Raw genomic sequence first — 16,131 nt, 5'->3', positions numbered from 1 at the left:
AATGCGCCAGGCGCATCTGCACGGCGGCAGCGCGCCATGCGGGCACGAGGGATTTGACCATGGATATGATGACGGCATCGGAGGCGGCAAGCGCGACCGGCGGGACTGTGCGCAGACCGGCAGACGAGGCGATCGCCGCGGATGCCCGAGCGCTCTCCGAACAGCTGAAAGCGATGCGCGACCGGCTCTTTGCGCCCACTGCAATGAAGACGCTCAGAAGCTTCACCTCCGGCGAGGCCGCCAAACTCATCGGCGTTTCCGACGGATACCTGCGCCAGTTGTCCCTGGCTGGCGAAGGGCCGCAGCCCGACACCGGCGCCGGCGGCCGACGCTCCTATTCGCTGTCGGACATCAACGCGCTGCGCCGGCATCTGGCCGAACAGGCGATCGCCAAGGGCAACGGCACCAAGGCCCGCGGCTATCTCAAATGGCGCGATGCCGTGAAGAACGAGCATCTGCAGGTCATTTCGGTCACCAATTTCAAGGGCGGATCCGGCAAGACGACCTCCTCGATCCATCTCGCACAATATCTCGCTCTGACCGGCCACCGTGTGCTCGCGGTCGATCTCGACCCGCAGGCGTCGCTTTCTGCGCTGTTCGGCTACCAGCCGGAACTGGACCTGACCGGCAACGACACGCTCTATGGCGCGATCCGTTACGATGCCGAGGCTCGGCCGCTGAAGGACATCATCCGCAAGACCTATTTCGACGGACTCGACCTGGTGCCGGGCAACCTGGAACTGCAGGAGTTCGAGCACACGACGCCGCAGGCGCTCAGCGCGCGGCAGAGCGGCGCCGATGCCGGGCCGCTCTTCTTCGCCCGAGTGCAGGCGGCACTCGCAGGCGTCGCCGGCGATTACGACGTCGTCGTCATCGACTGCCCGCCGCAGCTCGGCTATCTCACGCTTTCGGCTCTCTGCGCTTCGACCTCGGTCATCGTCACCGTGCATCCGCAGATGCTCGACGTCGCCTCGATGAACCAGTTCCTCTACATGACCTCGGACCTCCTGAGTGTCGTGCGGGAGGCCGGCGGCGAGCTGAATTTCGACTTCCTGCGTTACCTCGTCACCCGCTTCGAGCCGAATGACGGACCGCAGGCGCAGATCGTCGGCTTCATGCGCTCGCTCTTCGGCGACCGGGTGCTGACCTCGGCGATGGTGAAGTCGACCGCGATCTCCGATGCGGGTCTCACCAAGCAGACGCTCTACGAGGTAGGCCGGGAGAATTTTACCCGGGCGACCTATGACCGGGCGATCGAGTCGCTGAATGCCGTGAACGGCGAGATCGAGGCTCTCATTCACGCGGCCTGGGGGCGCTAAGTCATGGCTGGCAATAACCGGAAGAATGAATTGCGGGCGCTGTTTTCGGGAGGTGCGCCTGCCGCCAGTCCGCAAGCCCCCGCCGAAGCGACGCCCCGTGAGTTGACACCTGTCAACGCGAAGCCATCCGCCCCTCTCGACGTGCCTCGTGCGGCTTCTGGCGCAGTGAGGGCCATGGGGCTTTCTCTCGGCAGCATCACCCGTGAAGCCGAAGAAGCGCGGGCGCTCAGGGAGGCATTGACCCAGGGCGAACGCGTCGTTTCGCTCGATCCAGCGCTTGTCGAAAGCTCCTTCGTCGAGGATCGGCTGAGCGACGGCGAGACAGACGATCCGGATTTCCTCGCGCTCGTCGAGAGCATTCGCGAGAACGGTCAGCAATCGCCGATCCTCGTGCGCCCGCACCCGGAAAAGCAGGGCCATTACCAGACCGCCTACGGCCATCGCCGCCTGAAGGCGGTTCGCCGATTAGAGCTCCAGGTGAAGGCAATCGTCCGGCCGCTGAGCGATGACGAACTCGTGCTTGCGCAAGGCAAGGAGAACGCCGAAAGGCGCAATCTTTCCTTCATCGAACGCGCGCTGTTCGCCGCCGCGCTCGCAGCGCGCGGTTTCGAGCGCAAGGTGATCGGCGATGCGCTTGCGGTGCAGAAGAGCGAACTCTCGCGTCTCCTGCAGGTGGCGGACGGCGTGCCGCACGAAGTCGCCCGCGCGATCGGCCCGGCGCCGAAGGCCGGGCGCGAGCGCTGGATGGCCATCGGCGCGCTGCTCGAAGGGCAAGAGGCGCGCGCCAGAGCCCAAGAGGAAATCTCCTCACCGCGCTTCCGGGCCGCCGATTCAGACCAGCGCTTTCAGCTTGTCTTCAAACGCCTGTCGCAAAGCGACAAACCCGAGCCGGCAAAGCCGGAGGAACTGAAGGATGCCACGGGCCGCGTTTTCGCGCGGCTGAAGCGCGACGGAAAAGCGCCAAGGATCGAGTTCCTGCCCGGCACCCCTCCGTCCGTCATAGAGGAAGCGGTGTCGGTGCTCGCCAAGTGGCATGCTGCCTTCGTGAAGAACCAGTAATAACGATGATTTCAGGTGGGTCGGCCCGAGATCATGAAGGTGGTCGATTCCAGTAAGTCGAGACGCGGAATGCGGGGAGCCGCACGCACTTTTCCTCATCCCGCTCTAGATTCCTGAGACCGCCATTCTCACGGTCTCGCCGGGATAGAGCCGGTGGTCGAGGCAAAGGTGGCGGTATTGCATGCTGTTTTCGGCAATGTCGAGCAGCATGGCAGCCGCCGCCACGCCCATATCGGTATCCGGCATTGCCGCAGTCGTGAGCGACGGCTTCATCAACCGGCCAATCGCGATCCCGTCGAATCCGGCGACGGAGACGTTTTCGGGGACCGACAGACCCTCCCGCCGGAGTGCCCCGATCACCCCAAGCGCCAGCAGGTCGTTGGACGCGATGATTGCCGTCGGCTCATATCTTTCCATCGCGCCGGAAAGGTCCAGATGTTCATAGCCGTCGACGAAGGGGACCTCGAGGGAGGGAAGCGCACAATACCCGCCGTCCCGCATCGCCGCGCAATGACCCTCGTAGCGCAGACGGGCGCGGTCGGACGAGGCGAAATAGCCGGAGACGAACAGAATACGGCAATGACGATGCGCGAGGATGTGCTTGGTGATCTCGTATCCGGCCCGGTAATTGTCGACGGTCACGGCGGCTGGAAAGCGCGGGACGGGACGATTGTTGAGCAGGATCGTCGGCGGCAGGGCGGCCGAGAGCGCGTCGCTCGTCTCGGCATTGCACAGGGTAAGGATCAGGCCGGTCGGGCGCTGCTCCAGCAGGGCGGCGACGGCTCGGGCTTCCGCCGAAGGATCGTAGTTCGACTGGGTGATCAGAACGCCGTGGGCGGCAGTCTGCATGCGGTGTTGTATGCCGGCCAGCGACGCAGCGAAGACAGGGTTCGTCACGCTGGGCACCAGCACACCGACGACCGGGCGGCTACGCCCGCCGTTTGCGCCCGCGGGAGGCGCCGGCCGGTAGCCGAGTTCGGCGGCTGCCCGGCGCACCCGGCGCACCATTTCGCCGCTCGCCGGTCCCTCCCCCCGCAAGACGCGTGAGACCGTCGCCAGAGAACAGCCGGCATGAAAGGCGATTTGCTGGAGCGTCGTCATCTGCGACGCCCTATCGCACCTTCATGACAGAGGATTGAAGGGTGCCGGCTGAACCCCTGACGGTCGCCTCAAACCTCGGCCATGGGCGGCACACAGCCTTCGTGCGCCGAATGCACCGGCTGGCTGAAACGCTCGGCGAAGGCCTCGATGGAGCCGCGGCCGAAGCGCCTCAGACGCCGCCGCACGAGGACGGACATGACGCGGGCGGCGGTCGAGAAGGTCATCGCGTCCATCGGCCCGGCGCCGCTCCAGGGCTTCGTCAGCCGGTCGGTGACAATGCCGATCATATTGGCCGGCATGAGATCCGTGCAGGGTCTCATCCATTCGAAAACGGCACTGACCGCCAGCACCTTGCCTTCGAAGGAAACGGTGGGTTCGGGCATGCCCTCCTCCCAATCGTCATAGGCTTCGAGAGCATCCTTGAAGAGCGTCTGGAGCGTAATGGGGGCGTGCCCTTCATGAAGGGCGGGCAGGAAATTCGTCATTAGGGTCTCCTCCGATTGGATAGGCCGGAAACACGAAATGGCCAATTCTGTCAGCGAGATCTGATTTCGAGACTCGCCACGGCACCATGCGTCGTTCAGAGACATGGAACGCGCCGTGACACTTCGAGCTGCTGCATGGTGTAGCCTTTCAGTCGGTTCCGATCGAAAGGTCATGCAGGAGCAATCATTCAGTATGCATGCGCAGTATGGGTCAAAGCGCTCGAGCGGGCAAATGCAATCCACAAAAGAAGTGGATTTTTCTTTCCGTTCCACGCGAGACCGATATCCCGTATCCGGCATAACCCCTTTTGATAATTGGCTATTCTGCAGTCCTGTGGAAAACAGTCCGCCCGCCCCGATCGGGTTCAAACGGTTAGATGACGGCGCGCTTGCGCCGTGTCGAGCGTCTCCGGCGGCCCCTCGTGCACGAAAGCTCCACGGTCCATGATATAGACGTAGTCCGCAAGCTCGCGGCAGAAATCGAGATATTGCTCCACGAGCAGGATGGCCATGCCGGTCGAGTCGCGCAAATATTTGATCGCGCGGCCGATATCCTTGATGATCGATGGCTGGATGCCTTCGGTCGGCTCGTCCAGCACCAGGATTCTGGGGCGCGTGACGAGAGCGCGGGCGATCGCGAGCTGCTGCTGCTGACCGCCGGAAAGATCGCCGCCGCGCCGGCCAAGCATCGTCTGAAGCACCGGAAACAGGCTGAAGATGTCGTCGGGGATCGAGCGTTGGGCCCGCTGCAAAGGGGCGAAACCGGTCTCGAGATTCTCCTTCACCGTCAGCAGAGGAAAAATCTCCCGCCCCTGGGGCACGTAGCCTACGCCGTGCCTGGCGCGCCGGAAGGGCGCCATGCCGTCAAGAGGCGTGCCGTTGAAAGAGATCGAGCCGCTCGTCACCCTGTGCTGGCCGGCAACGGCCCGAAGCAGGCTCGACTTGCCGACGCCGTTGCGACCGAGCACGCAGGTGATCTTCCCCATCTCCGCCTTGCAGGAAACGTTGCGGAGCGCCTGAGCGGCGCCGTAATGCAGGTCGACGTTCTCCACGTTCAACATTGGTTCAACTCCTCCCGCTCACCGGCCGAGATAGTTTTCGATCACCTTCGGATCGTTGCTGACGAAATCGATCGACCCTTCCGCCAGCACCGAGCCTTCCGCAAGGCAGGTGACCTTGACGCCGAGATCGCGGATGAAGCCCATATCGTGCTCGACGACGACCACCGACCGCGTTTTGGCGATTTCCTTAAGGAGGATCGCCGTTTCCGCCGTCTCCGCATCGGTCATGCCCGCCACCGGCTCGTCCACGAGCAGAAGTTCCGGCTCCTGGGCGAGCAGCATGCCGATCTCCAGCCACTGTTTTTGGCCGTGAGAAAGATTGGCGGCGAGATCGTCCCGGCGGACCGTGAGCCGCACCGTCGAAAGAATCTCCTCGATACGGCTCTTGTCCTCTGCCGTCAGCCGGTAGAACAGGGTCGGGAAGACGCCGCGGCTGCGGTTCAACGCCAGCTCCAGATTGTCCCAGACCGTGTGGTTCTCGAACACCGTCGGCTTCTGGAATTTGCGGCCGATGCCGAGTTCGGCAATTGCCGCCTCGTCCTTCTTCGTAAGGTCGATATCGCCCTTGAAGAAGACCTCGCCCTCATCGGGCCGCGTCTTGCCGGTGATGATGTCCATCATCGTCGTCTTGCCGGCGCCATTGGGACCGATGATGGCGCGCAATTCACCCGGTTCGACGACGAAGGAGAGAGAGTTCAGAGCCTTGAACCCGTCGAAAGAGACGGAGACGCCGTCGAGATAAAGCAGGCTTCTGGGTTTCTTTCCGGTCATGACGATCACTCCGCGGCCATCGTTTCGGCGGCCGCAAGGCTGGCCGTTTTTTCGCTCTCGCTTTCCTTTCGGGCCGCCGCGCGGGATGCGCGCCGGCGTGCGAGAAGGGCCTGCGCCGTGCCGACCACGCCCTTCGGCAGGAAAAGCGTGACGAGGACGAAGAGCCCGCCGAGCGCGAAGAGCCAGAATTCGGGGAAGGCGGCAGTGAAGATGCTTTTCCCGCCGTTCACGAGGATCGCGCCGAGGATCGGTCCGATCAGCGTGCCGCGGCCGCCGACCGCCGTCCATATGACCACCTCGATCGAATTGGCCGGAGCGAACTCTCCCGGGTTGATGATGCCGACCTGCGGCACGTAGAGCGCGCCGGCGATACCCGCCATCATAGCCGAGACGGTGAAGGCGAAGAGCTTCATGTGCTCTACGCGATAGCCGAGGAACCGTGTGCGGCTTTCCGCGTCGCGCAGCGCCACCAGCACCTTTCCGAATTTCGAGCGCACGATGCCCGAGGCGACGACGACCGACGCGGCGAGCGCCAGCGCGGAGGCAGCAAAGAGCGCAGCGCGGGTGCCATCGGCCTGGATATTGAAGCCGAGAATATCCTTGAAGTCGGTCAGCCCGTTATTGCCGCCGAAGCCCATGTCGTTGCGGAAGAAGGCAAGCAGCAGGGCATAGGTCATCGCCTGCGTGATGATCGAGAGATAGACCCCGTTGACGCGCGAGCGGAAGGCGAACCAGCCGAAGACGAAGGCAAGGAGGCCCGGTACGAGCACCACCATCAGCGCGGCGAACCAGAACATGTCGAAGCCGTACCAGAACCAGGGCAGCTCCTTCCAGTTGAGAAACACCATGAAGTCCGGCAGCAGCGGATTGCCGTAGGAGCCGCGTGCTCCGATCTGACGCATCAGATACATGCCCATGGCGTAGCCGCCGAGCGCGAAGAAGGCCGCATGCCCGAGCGAAAGAATGCCGCAGAACCCCCAGACGAGATCGAGCGCCAGTGCGAGCAGCGCATAGGTCAGGTACTTGCCGAAGAGCGAGACCAGATAGGTCGGCACATGCAGCGGGTGGTCGGGCGCGGTCATGAGATTGAGTGCCGGGACGACCACCGCAAGCAGCAGCAGGACTGCTACTGCGGCGACGATCGTCCGATCCAGCGATTTGACGAGGAACGAAGTGATCATGCTTCCACCGCCCTGCCCTTGAGTGCGAAAAGCCCGCGCGGCCGCTTCTGGATGAAGAGGACGATCAGCACGAGCACGAGGATCTTGCCGAGCACGGCGCCGGCATAGGGCTCCAGGAATTTGTTGAGAATGCCGAGCGAGAAGGCACCGACGAGCGTGCCCCAGAGATTGCCGACGCCGCCGAAGACCACGACCATGAAGCTGTCGATGATGTAGCCCTGCCCGAGGTTCGGCGAGACGTTGTCGATCTGCGAAAGCGCCACACCGGCAATGCCGGCGATGCCGGAGCCGAGCGCGAAGGTCAGCGCATCGACCCACGGCGTACGGATGCCCATGGAGGAGGCCATGCGCCGGTTCTGCGTCACCGCCCGCATCTGCAGTCCCATCGGCGTCTTCTTGAGCAGAAAGAGAAGTGCCGCAAAGACGGCAAGCGCAAAGACGATGATCCAGAGACGGTTCCAGGTGATCGCCAGGCCGCCGAGCTCGAAGGCGCCGGACATCCAGGACGGATTGCCGACCTCGCGGTTTGTGGGGCCGAAGATGGTCCGCACCGACTGCTGCAGGATGAGCGATATCCCCCAGGTGGCAAGCAACGTCTCGAGCGGGCGTCCGTAGAGGAAGCGGATGACGCCGCGTTCCAACGCCAGACCCACGGAGCCGGTGATCAGGAAGGCAAGCGGCAGCGCGATCGCCAAAGACCAGTCGAACAGTTCGGGAGCGGAGGTGCGCACGACATCCTGGACCAGGAAGGTCGTATAGGCGCCGAGCATCACCATCTCGCCATGCGCCATGTTGATGATGCCCATGACGCCGAAGGTGATCGCCAGCCCGATCGCCGCAAGCAGCAGCACCGAGCCGAGCGACAGGCCGTACCATATGTTCTGACCCGCATTCCAGAAGGCTTGCGCCTGTTCGATGCTCGCGAGCGCAGCCTCTATGTCGGGCTTCAGGCTCTCGTCGGCGGAACCGAGAGCGGCAGAAAGGATCGGCAGCGCGTCACGGCTGCCGTTTTCCTCAAGCAGCCGCACCGCCTCCTTCTTGTCCTCGACCGGCCGGTCGGTGAGAAGAAGCATCCCAGCGCGCGCCTGTTCGAGAACCGCGCGAACGGTTCCGTCCTTCTCGGCGGCGAGCGCATTCTCGACGGCGCCGAGTGCGTCGGCATCGGGCGATTGCAGGACGGATTGCGCGGCCTTGAGGCGCTGATTGCGATCCGGACTGAGGAGCGTCAGGCTGCCGAGGGCGGTTCGAACGGCGCGCCGCACGCTGTTGTTCACCCTGATCTTCGAAAGTGCCGCTTTCGGCGCTTCGCCCGCGCCGTCGCCGGAGATCGGATCGGTGAGCGTCAGCTTCGATCCGATCTCTTTCGTCAGGAACACCTGGCCGTCCGCCTTGCGGGCATAGAGATTGCCTTCGCCGAGCGCCTCGAGGATCACAACGACTTCGGGCTCTCCGGTCTTTGCCAGTGCCGCGATGCGGTCGTCCATGTCGGACAATTTTGCGTCGCCGAGCGCGTTCACCAGATCGCGCAGTCCCTCTTGCGCGCGAAGCCCCGGAGCCATCGCAACGACGAGGAACAGTGCAATCAGCACGGTTTGGATGATGCGGTACATTCGTCTCTCGCTCTTGCGGTCCTCCGTCCGAAGGGAAGCTTTCGGACGGAGGTATTTCGAGCTAGCGGTTCATTATGAAAAGCGGCGTTGCGGGAGTGGCCCGACGCGGGCCGCTCCCCCGAGCAAGTCTTTCGTTATGAAATCAGGAACCCTTGCCGCCGCATTTTCCCGTGGCGACGTTGAAGTTGCCGCAGGACATGGGCGCGCGCCAATCGGAGATCAGGTCCTTCGAGTCCGGCAGGTAGTCCGACCATTCGTCGCCGACGACGAGGCCGGGCGTTTCCCAGACCGTTTCGAACTGGCCGTCGGACTGGATCTCGCCGATCAGCACCGGCTTGGTGATGTGGTGGTTCGGCATCATCGTCGAATAGCCACCCGACAGGTTCGGCACCGAGACGCCGACCATCGCGTCGAGCACGGCGTCAGTATCGGTGGTGCCGGCCTTTTCGACTGCCTTCAGCCACATGTTGAAGCCGATATAGTGGGCTTCCATCGGGTCGTTGGTGACCCGCTTGTCATTCTTGGTATAGGCTTTCCAGGTTTCGATGAACTCGGCATTGGCCGGGTTGTCGACCGATTGAAAATAGTTCCAGGCAGCGAGGTGCCCGACGAGCGGCCCGGTATCGAGACCGGCAAGCTCCTCTTCGCCGACCGAGAAAGCGACGACCGGGATATCTTCGGCCTTGATCCCCTGATTTGCGAGTTCCTTGTAGAACGGCACATTGGCGTCGCCGTTGATGGTCGAGACGACCGCCGTCTTCTTGCCGGCAGAGCCGAACTTCTTGATATCCGAGACGATCGTCTGCCAGTCGGAATGGCCGAAGGGCGTGTAGTTGATCATGATGTCCTCGGGCGCAACACCCTTGGAAATCAGGTAAGCCTCGAGAATCTTGTTGGTTGTGCGCGGATAGACATAGTCGGTCCCGGCGAGCACCCAGCGCTCGACTTCCTCGTTCTCCATCAGATAGTCGACGGCGGGAATCGCCTGCTGATTGGGAGCGGCGCCCGTATAAAAGACGTTGCGCTGGCTTTCCTCGCCCTCGTACTGGACGGGATAGAACAGGATGGAATTCAGCTCCTCGAAGACCGGCAACACGGATTTGCGCGACACCGACGTCCAGCAGCCGAAGACGGCGGAGACCTTGTCGACGGAGATCAGCTCGCGCGCCTTTTCGGCGAAAAGCGGCCAGTCCGAGGCCGGATCGACGACGACCGCTTCGAGCTTTTTGCCTAGCAGGCCGCCCTTCTTGTTCTGCTCCTCGATCAGCATCAGCATGGCATCCTTGAGCGTCGTCTCGGAGATCGCCATGGTGCCCGAAAGCGAATGCAGGATGCCGACCTTGATCGTGTCCTCCGCCGCGAAGGCGCCGTTGAACGCAGTCGTCGAAAGGACGGCAGCGAGGAATGCGCCCGTGACGCGTGCCTTGATAGTCATTTGATTGAACCCCCTTGTTCTGATCGCCGCGATGCAAGTGGCCGTTCTCCGTGGCCGTTGCTCGGGGATCATCGGGCAGCCGCGCTGCAGTGCACATACGTCATTTTACGTAGGCGGCGGGGGGAAGAAGGAAGCCTGGGCTTACTGCCCGGGAGTTTTCTGCCGCGGATCCAAATCGCTGCCGCGGCAGACGCGAAGGAGCGGCACGGCTCCTCACAGATAGCCCGTCACCGCGGGTGCCCGGTCCCATGCATCATGGCGCCCGTCCTCGTAGACGATCGGGGCATTCGCCAGCTCCTCGTCGGTCGCGTCGTCGAGACAGGCGATGTTTACCGCATGGAACGGCCCGCCCATGATCTCGAAATCGGCGCTGGCAAAGGGGCGGACGCCGCAGTGCCGGCAGAAGACGTGGCGGATCATGCGTTCGCCGAAGCGGTATTCCGCCAAGGCCTCCTCGCCGGACAGCAAGGAGAAATCCTCTGGCGTGACGAATACCTTCCAGAACCGCGTCTTCAGGCATGAGGAACAGTTGCAGCGAAAGGTCGTCGTCCACCACACGCCCGGTCGCGCCGCTGCGGAACGTTTTCCCTCCGGCGCAAGATCGATATCTGCGGAAAAACGCACCGCGCCGCAGTGGCAGCTTCCGTGATAGCTTTTCTTCATTGCATTTCCTCCTTCCGGGCAGCGACATAGGAAACGAGCCGGTCCATGCACTCGCTCCATCCCTCAGCATGAGAATCGCGGCTCTCGGCGCTCGTGAACGGCGCCTGGTGGAAGGTGAGACGCGTGCCGTCCGCCACCTCTTCGAGGGTCACCGTGATCAGCGTGTCGATGGCGCCCTCCTCTTCCCAGGCGAAGCTGAGGACGATACGGCTCGGGGCGACGATCTCGCGATAGCTGCCGTGCGCCCAGTAGTCCTGGCCTTCGGGCGAGCGGATGCAGCCGCGCCAGGCGCCGCCTTCACGAAAATCCGTCGTGATCGCGGGTACCGTGAAGTCTTTCGGCCCCCACCAGCGTGCCAGGTGTTCCGGTGTGGTCCAGACCTCGAAAACGACGTGGGCTGGCGCGTTGAAGATGCGCGTGATGGTGAGGCCGGTTTGCTCCTTCGTCGACGGGGCATTCATGGTCTTCTCCCTTGCGGTCGGGCGAACCCGGTTCAGTCCTGATCCGATTTGTTGCGCTGCAGTTCGTGAAGATAGTTGTCGAGCCGGTCGAAACTGCCCTCCCAGAAGTGGCGGTACCGCTCGACCCAGTCGGCGATGTCCTTCAACGGCGCCGCCTCCAGCCGGCAGGGCCGCCATTGGGCGTTACGGCCGCGGGATATCAGCCCTGCGCGTTCCAACACCTTCAGATGCTTGGAAACCGCCGGAAGGCTCATATCGAACGGAGCAGCAAGTTCGTTCACCGTCGCCTCACCCGCGGCGAGGCGCGCAATGATGGCGCGGCGAGTGGGGTCGGCCAATGCCGAAAGGGTGCTGCTGAGCTGATCCATTTAGTTAGCCAGTAAGTTAATTAACTTGACGGTTTATTACAGAGATGCATCCTGCTGTCAAGCGTCAGCAAGGTCCAAGGCGATCTGAGCGACCGATGCTTTTTCCGCAATGCAGCAATTTCCCGACGCGCTTGTCCGTGTTACGACATGAGCGGCTGGCGCATTCGGCCGGCATTGCGAGATGACGAGGGACCATGGCGGCACGCCAGCGCATCATTCCCGTTCGACGAGAATATAACCGCTGGGTCGCCGACCAGACGCTCGAAGACTATGCGCTGCGCTTCACCGCCAAGAGCGCGCGGCGCTTTTCCTCCGCGCGCATTTCGCAGACGGCGATCGGCGCCATCTCCTTCCTGGCGCTGGAAGCCATCGGCGGCGCCATTACCATGTCCTACGGCACCACCAACGCCATCGTTGCGATCCTCGTCGCGAGCCTGATGATCCTTGTCGTCGGCCTGCCGATCAGCCGCTATGCCATACGTCACGGCGTCGACATCGACCTTCTGACGCGCGGCGCAAGCTTCGGCTATATCGGCTCGACGATCACCTCGCTCATCTATGCGAGCTTCACCTTCATCCTCTTCGCGATCGAAGCCTCGATCATGTCCGGCGCGCTGGAGCTCGCGCTCGGCATACCGCCCTGGATCGGCTATATCGTCAGCGCCCTGATGGTGATACCGCTCGTCACCCATGGCGTCAGGCTGATCAGCCGGTTCCAGCTCGTCACGCAGCCTTTCTGGATCGTCCTGAACATCCTGCCCTTCGCTTTCATCGCGTTCGCGGACTGGGAGAAGGTCGGGCTGTGGCTCGCCTATGCGGGCATTCACCACATTTCAGGCCCGCCCGGCACCGTCGCGCCCTTCGATCTCGTCGAATTCGGCGCAGCCTCCGCCGTCATCTTCGCGCTGATGGCGCAGATCGGCGAACAGGTGGATTTCCTGCGCTTCCTGCCGCCGGACGGTGAGCGCAAGCTCCACCACCGCATCGCCGTCTTTCTCGCCGGCTCCGGCTGGGTCGTCGTCGGGGCGCCGAAGCTGCTGGCCGGCTCCTTTCTCGTCGTGCTGGCACTGAGCACCGGCGTGCCCTCGACTCGGGCCGCCGATCCCGCGCAGATGTATTACACGGCCTTCGGCTATATCTTCCCTTCCGAGACGGCGGCACTCCTGCTGATGGCCGCCTTCGTCGTCGTGTCGCAGTTGAAGATAAACGTGATGAATGCCTATGCGGGCTCGCTCGCCTGGTCGAACTTCTTCTCGCGGCTCACCCACAGCCATCCGGGCCGCGTCATCTGGCTGGTCTTCAACGTGGCGATCGCGCTCCTCCTTATGGAGCTCGGCATCTACCGCCTGCTCGAGGAGACGCTCGGCATCTTTTCGATCGTGGCCATGGCCTGGCTCTCGACGATCTCGGCCGATCTCTTCGTCAACAAGCCCCTCGGGCTCGCCCCGCCCGGTATCGAATTCAAGCGCGCCCATCTCTACGACATCAATCCCGTCGGTCTCGGCACCATGGGCGTGTCGACGCTCTTCGCACTTGTCGCGCATTTCGGCGCGACGGGCGAAATCGCCGCCTCGCTCGCCCCCTATATCGCGCTCGTCTCCGCCTTCGTCGTCTCGCCGCTGATCGCCTGGTGGACGGAAGGGAAATTCTATCTCGCCCGTAAGCCGCGCAAGAGCTGGCTCTCCGAAAGCGAGATCACCTGCTCGATCTGCGAACACCCGTTCGAGCCGGAAGACATGGCCTGGTGCCCGGCCTATGCGGCGCCGATCTGCTCCCTCTGCTGTTCGCTCGACAGCCGCTGCCACGACATGTGCAAGCCAAAGGCGCGGCTGAACACGCAGGTGGCGACCGTGGCGAAGGCGGTGCTGCCCGAAACGATCGTCGCAAAGCTCGCGACAAGGCTCGGCCGCTATGCGATTTCGGCGGTGGTTTCGATTACCGGCATCGGCGTCATTCTGGCGATGATCGCTCACCAGACCACGGTCGCCTCTCCCGAGACAGCCGCCGTCGTCGAGCGGACCATCGCCATCGTCTTTTTCGTCTTCGCCATTCTCGCCGGCGTCGTGTCCTGGTTCTACGTGCTTGCCCATGACAGCCGCGTCGTTGCGGAAGAGGAATCCTCCCGGCAGAATACGGCTCTCCTGAAAGAGATCGCCGCCCACAAGAAGACCGACGCGGCCCTGCAGGACGCCAAAGAGAGAGCGGAAGCCGCCAACCGTGCGAAGAGCCGCTACGTGGTGGGCCTGAGCCACGAACTGCGCACGCCGCTCAATGCGGTGCTCGGCTACGCCCAGATCCTCGAACGCGACGAGACGATACCGCCCTCGCGACAGGGCGCGATCAAGGCGATCAGGCGCAGCGCCGACCATCTCTCCGGTCTGATCGACGGTCTGCTCGATATTTCAAAGATCGAAGCCGGCAAGCTGCAGGTCTATTCCAACGAAGTCAACATTCAGGATTTTTTGGATCAGATCGTCGACATGTTCCGCCCGCAGGCGCAGGCCAAGGGCATCGTCTTCGAGCACAATCGCGCGGCCTCGCTGCCGCAATATGTCCGGACCGACGACAAGCGCCTGCGGCAGATCCTGGTCAACCTGCTCTCGAACGCCCTGAAGTTCACCGAACGGGGCCGGATCCGCTTCGACGTGGCCTATCGCAGCCAGGTGGCGAGCTTCACCATCGAGGACAGCGGCCGCGGCATCAGCGAGAAGGACCTGCCGAAGATCTTCGAGCCCTTCCAGCGCGGCGAGGCGGAGTATCGCATGCCGGGCCTCGGCCTCGGCCTGACCATCACGCGGCTGCTCACCCAGACGCTCGGCGGCGAAATCTCGGTGATCAGCGAGAAGGACAGGGGCACGGCCTTCAAGGTCCGGCTGATGCTCTCTGCCGTCGACCGGCCGGCCGCGCTCAAGGACCCGGTCCGAAAGATCAAGTCCTACCGCGGACCACGCCGGTCGATCGTCGTCGTCGACGACAATGCGGAACACCGCGACCTGATGCGTGAGGTGCTGGCGCCGCTCGATTTTACCGTCCTTGCGGCGGCGAGCGGCACGGAATGCCTGGCGCTCATCGGACATGCCAAACCGGACCTGTTCCTGATCGACATCTCCATGCCCGGCATGAGCGGCTGGGACCTGGTGACGCGGCTCAGGGAAGCCGGGCAGAGCGCGCCGGCGATCATGCTTTCGGCCAATATCGGCGACGGCTCGGCCGCCGGCGCCTTCAGCCACAACGATACGCTCGCCAAACCCTTCGGCCTGCGCCAGCTCACCGATAAGCTCGCGATCCACCTGAAACTCGATTGGATCTACGACGATGGCCCGAAGGAAACTTCCGGCAAGGACGGGACTGCCGCGGTGGCGAGCCCCGGCCATGATCACGTGAGGGAATTGATCGAGCTCGGCGAAATCGGCTACGTGAGGGGCATCGAAGCCAAATTGACGGAGATCGCCCTGAACCCCGATAACCGAGCCTTCGCCGAGGCGGCGCGCGCCTATGTCCTGGCGTTCGACCTTGCGGGCTACGACGCTTTCCTCAGACGCCTGCTCGCCGGGGAGGCGAATGCCCGTGCCTGAGGCAGCGAACGCGCGCGACATCGTACTCCTCGTCGACGATTCACCGGAGGCGCTCGGCTTCTTGACCGAAGCGCTGGAACAGTCGGGCTTCTCCGTATTGATTGCCACCTCCGGCAACGCGGCGCTCAACATCGCCGATCGCATCACCCCGGACATTATCCTTCTCGATGCAGTCATGCCCGGCATGGATGGTTTCGAGACCTGCAGCCGGCTGAAGGCGAATGCTTCCGTCGCCCAGGTGCCCGTGGTCTTCATGACCGGGCTGACGGAGACCGAGCATGTGGTGCGGGCGCTGGAAGCCGGCGGTGTCGATTACCTCACCAAGCCGATCAACATCGACGAGTTGCGTGCCCGCATCCGCGTCCATCTTTCCAATGCGCGCTCTGCCCAGAGCGCCCGGGTCGCGCTCGACGCGGCCGGGCGGCACCTGCTGGCCGTGCGCGGCGACGGAACCGTGCGCTGGTCGACGCCGCAGGCGACCCGCCTCGTCAACGCTGCCACCGGCAGCGACGAGGGTCTAGGCTTCGTCGCCGGACGCATTGGCGAATGGATGCGGGAGCGGGAGAACAGCCCGGCCGAAAGGAAGGGCTCATTCACGCTGCAGCATGCGGCTCAGACAGGGCTGCAGATTTCCTATCTCGGCGCGATCGGCGCCAATGAGTTCCTCTTCCGGCTGACGGCCGAGAACGGCATGAGCGACGACGAAACGCTGCGCCAGCACTTCCGGCTCACCCAGCGGGAGTCCGAGGTGCTGCTCTGGATCGCCAAGGGAAAATCCAACCGCGACATCGGCGAGATCCTGGGCTTGAGCTCGCGCACCGTCACTAAACATCTCGAGCAGATCTACGTGAAGCTCGGCGTCGAAAACCGGGCCTCCGCGGCCGTGAAGGCGACGCAGGTGCTGCACGGGATTTGATTGGCCATGCCGTGGCGGCGGACCCTCCCGGAAAGCGCGGAGAGGGGTAATGCCGCACACCACCGTGCAAAAAAGCGCGGCCTGGAGAACCAGGCCGCGCCAACCGCACCGCAGTGCGATCCCGCC

The 16,131-nt window shown here is 63.4% G+C and carries 14 protein-coding genes; 4 read left to right on the top strand and 10 right to left on the bottom strand.

From position 1 onward, the window contains the following. Positions 1-59 precede the first annotated feature (59 nt). Together repA and repB are read left to right on the top strand one after the other, a co-directional pair. Positions 60-1,319 (top strand): plasmid partitioning protein RepA, encoded by a 1,260-nt coding sequence (gene repA, locus SINAR_RS0106525; protein ID WP_027998341.1) that lies wholly within the window; start codon positions 60-62, stop codon positions 1,317-1,319. A gap of 3 nt (positions 1,320-1,322) precedes the next feature. Then, the gene (repB, locus tag SINAR_RS0106520; RefSeq protein ID WP_027998340.1) at positions 1,323-2,378 is read left to right on the top strand and encodes a plasmid partitioning protein RepB; all 1,056 of its coding nucleotides are present in this window, start codon (positions 1,323-1,325) and stop codon (positions 2,376-2,378) included. A 105-nt stretch (positions 2,379-2,483) separates the two neighbouring features. On the opposite strand, the gene SINAR_RS0106515 is transcribed toward repB, so the two are convergent. The 10 genes from SINAR_RS0106515 to SINAR_RS0106470 form a co-directional block, all read right to left on the bottom strand. Beyond that, a complete protein-coding gene (locus tag SINAR_RS0106515) occupies positions 2,484-3,479 on the bottom strand; it encodes a substrate-binding domain-containing protein (protein ID WP_027998339.1) in 996 nt (331 codons plus the stop codon). A gap of 68 nt (positions 3,480-3,547) precedes the next feature. After that, positions 3,548-3,964 (bottom strand): BRA0787 family protein, encoded by a 417-nt coding sequence (locus SINAR_RS0106510; protein ID WP_027998338.1) that lies wholly within the window; start codon positions 3,962-3,964, stop codon positions 3,548-3,550. A 365-nt stretch (positions 3,965-4,329) separates the two neighbouring features. Beyond that, positions 4,330-5,025 carry an urea ABC transporter ATP-binding subunit UrtE gene (urtE, locus tag SINAR_RS0106505; protein WP_027998337.1) on the bottom strand — a complete coding sequence of 232 codons (696 nt, stop codon included), beginning with the start codon at positions 5,023-5,025 and terminating at the stop codon, positions 4,330-4,332. Positions 5,026-5,043: 18 nt separating this feature from the next. Further along, positions 5,044-5,796: an urea ABC transporter ATP-binding protein UrtD gene (urtD, locus tag SINAR_RS0106500; RefSeq protein ID WP_027998336.1), complete on the bottom strand. Its 753-nt coding sequence runs from the start codon at positions 5,794-5,796 to the stop codon at positions 5,044-5,046. A 5-nt stretch (positions 5,797-5,801) separates the two neighbouring features. Continuing rightward, a complete protein-coding gene (gene urtC, locus SINAR_RS0106495) occupies positions 5,802-6,977 on the bottom strand; it encodes an urea ABC transporter permease subunit UrtC (protein ID WP_027998335.1) in 1,176 nt (391 codons plus the stop codon). Beyond that, entirely contained in the window at positions 6,974-8,587 is a 1,614-nt protein-coding gene (gene urtB, locus SINAR_RS0106490) for an urea ABC transporter permease subunit UrtB (protein WP_027998334.1), read from the bottom strand. The genes urtC and urtB overlap by 4 nt, the downstream gene beginning before the upstream one ends. A gap of 142 nt (positions 8,588-8,729) precedes the next feature. Next, positions 8,730-10,022 (bottom strand): urea ABC transporter substrate-binding protein, encoded by a 1,293-nt coding sequence (urtA, locus tag SINAR_RS0106485; RefSeq protein WP_027998333.1) that lies wholly within the window; start codon positions 10,020-10,022, stop codon positions 8,730-8,732. Between the two features lie 213 nt (positions 10,023-10,235). After that, on the bottom strand, positions 10,236-10,685 hold the full coding sequence (locus SINAR_RS0106480; RefSeq protein ID WP_027998332.1) for a GFA family protein: 450 nt from the start codon (positions 10,683-10,685) through the stop codon (positions 10,236-10,238). Then, positions 10,682-11,146, bottom strand: a complete 465-nt coding sequence (locus tag SINAR_RS0106475) for an SRPBCC family protein (protein WP_027998331.1) — start codon at positions 11,144-11,146, stop codon at positions 10,682-10,684. The genes SINAR_RS0106480 and SINAR_RS0106475 overlap by 4 nt, the downstream gene beginning before the upstream one ends. A 32-nt stretch (positions 11,147-11,178) precedes the next feature. Then, positions 11,179-11,514, bottom strand: a complete 336-nt coding sequence (locus tag SINAR_RS0106470) for an ArsR/SmtB family transcription factor (RefSeq protein ID WP_027998330.1) — start codon at positions 11,512-11,514, stop codon at positions 11,179-11,181. Between the two features lie 194 nt (positions 11,515-11,708). On the opposite strand from SINAR_RS0106470, the gene SINAR_RS0106465 reads away from it, so the two are divergent. Continuing rightward, complete coding sequence (locus SINAR_RS0106465) at positions 11,709-15,089, top strand: hybrid sensor histidine kinase/response regulator (RefSeq protein WP_027998329.1); 3,381 nt, start codon at positions 11,709-11,711, stop codon at positions 15,087-15,089. Then, entirely contained in the window at positions 15,076-16,005 is a 930-nt protein-coding gene (locus SINAR_RS0106460) for a response regulator (RefSeq protein ID WP_027998328.1), read from the top strand. Before SINAR_RS0106465 ends, SINAR_RS0106460 begins: the two co-directional genes overlap by 14 nt. Positions 16,006-16,131 lie beyond the last annotated feature (126 nt).

It is taken from the genome of Sinorhizobium arboris LMG 14919 (assembly GCF_000427465.1).
Lineage (GTDB): Bacteria > Pseudomonadota > Alphaproteobacteria > Rhizobiales > Rhizobiaceae > Sinorhizobium > Sinorhizobium arboris.
This window is presented reverse-complemented; position numbering and strand designations above follow the sequence as displayed.

Excerpts from the sequence above, each read along its gene's own strand:
- urtA (WP_027998333.1), bottom strand. The coding sequence starts at position 10,022 with ATGACTATCAAGGCACGCGTCACGGGCGCATTCCTCGCTGCCGTCCTT.
- SINAR_RS0106480 (WP_027998332.1), bottom strand. The coding sequence starts at position 10,685 with ATGAAGAAAAGCTATCACGGAAGCTGCCACTGCGGCGCGGTGCGTTTT.
- repA (WP_027998341.1), top strand. The coding sequence starts at position 60 with ATGGATATGATGACGGCATCGGAGGCGGCAAGCGCGACCGGCGGGACT.
- repB (WP_027998340.1), top strand. The coding sequence starts at position 1,323 with ATGGCTGGCAATAACCGGAAGAATGAATTGCGGGCGCTGTTTTCGGGA.
- urtE (WP_027998337.1), bottom strand. The coding sequence starts at position 5,025 with ATGTTGAACGTGGAGAACGTCGACCTGCATTACGGCGCCGCTCAGGCG.
- SINAR_RS0106510 (WP_027998338.1), bottom strand. The coding sequence starts at position 3,964 with ATGACGAATTTCCTGCCCGCCCTTCATGAAGGGCACGCCCCCATTACG.
- SINAR_RS0106465 (WP_027998329.1), top strand. The coding sequence starts at position 11,709 with ATGGCGGCACGCCAGCGCATCATTCCCGTTCGACGAGAATATAACCGC.
- SINAR_RS0106475 (WP_027998331.1), bottom strand. The coding sequence starts at position 11,146 with ATGAATGCCCCGTCGACGAAGGAGCAAACCGGCCTCACCATCACGCGC.
- urtC (WP_027998335.1), bottom strand. The coding sequence starts at position 6,977 with ATGATCACTTCGTTCCTCGTCAAATCGCTGGATCGGACGATCGTCGCC.
- SINAR_RS0106515 (WP_027998339.1), bottom strand. The coding sequence starts at position 3,479 with ATGACGACGCTCCAGCAAATCGCCTTTCATGCCGGCTGTTCTCTGGCG.
- urtD (WP_027998336.1), bottom strand. The coding sequence starts at position 5,796 with ATGACCGGAAAGAAACCCAGAAGCCTGCTTTATCTCGACGGCGTCTCC.
- SINAR_RS0106460 (WP_027998328.1), top strand. The coding sequence starts at position 15,076 with ATGCCCGTGCCTGAGGCAGCGAACGCGCGCGACATCGTACTCCTCGTC.
- urtB (WP_027998334.1), bottom strand. The coding sequence starts at position 8,587 with ATGTACCGCATCATCCAAACCGTGCTGATTGCACTGTTCCTCGTCGTT.
- SINAR_RS0106470 (WP_027998330.1), bottom strand. The coding sequence starts at position 11,514 with ATGGATCAGCTCAGCAGCACCCTTTCGGCATTGGCCGACCCCACTCGC.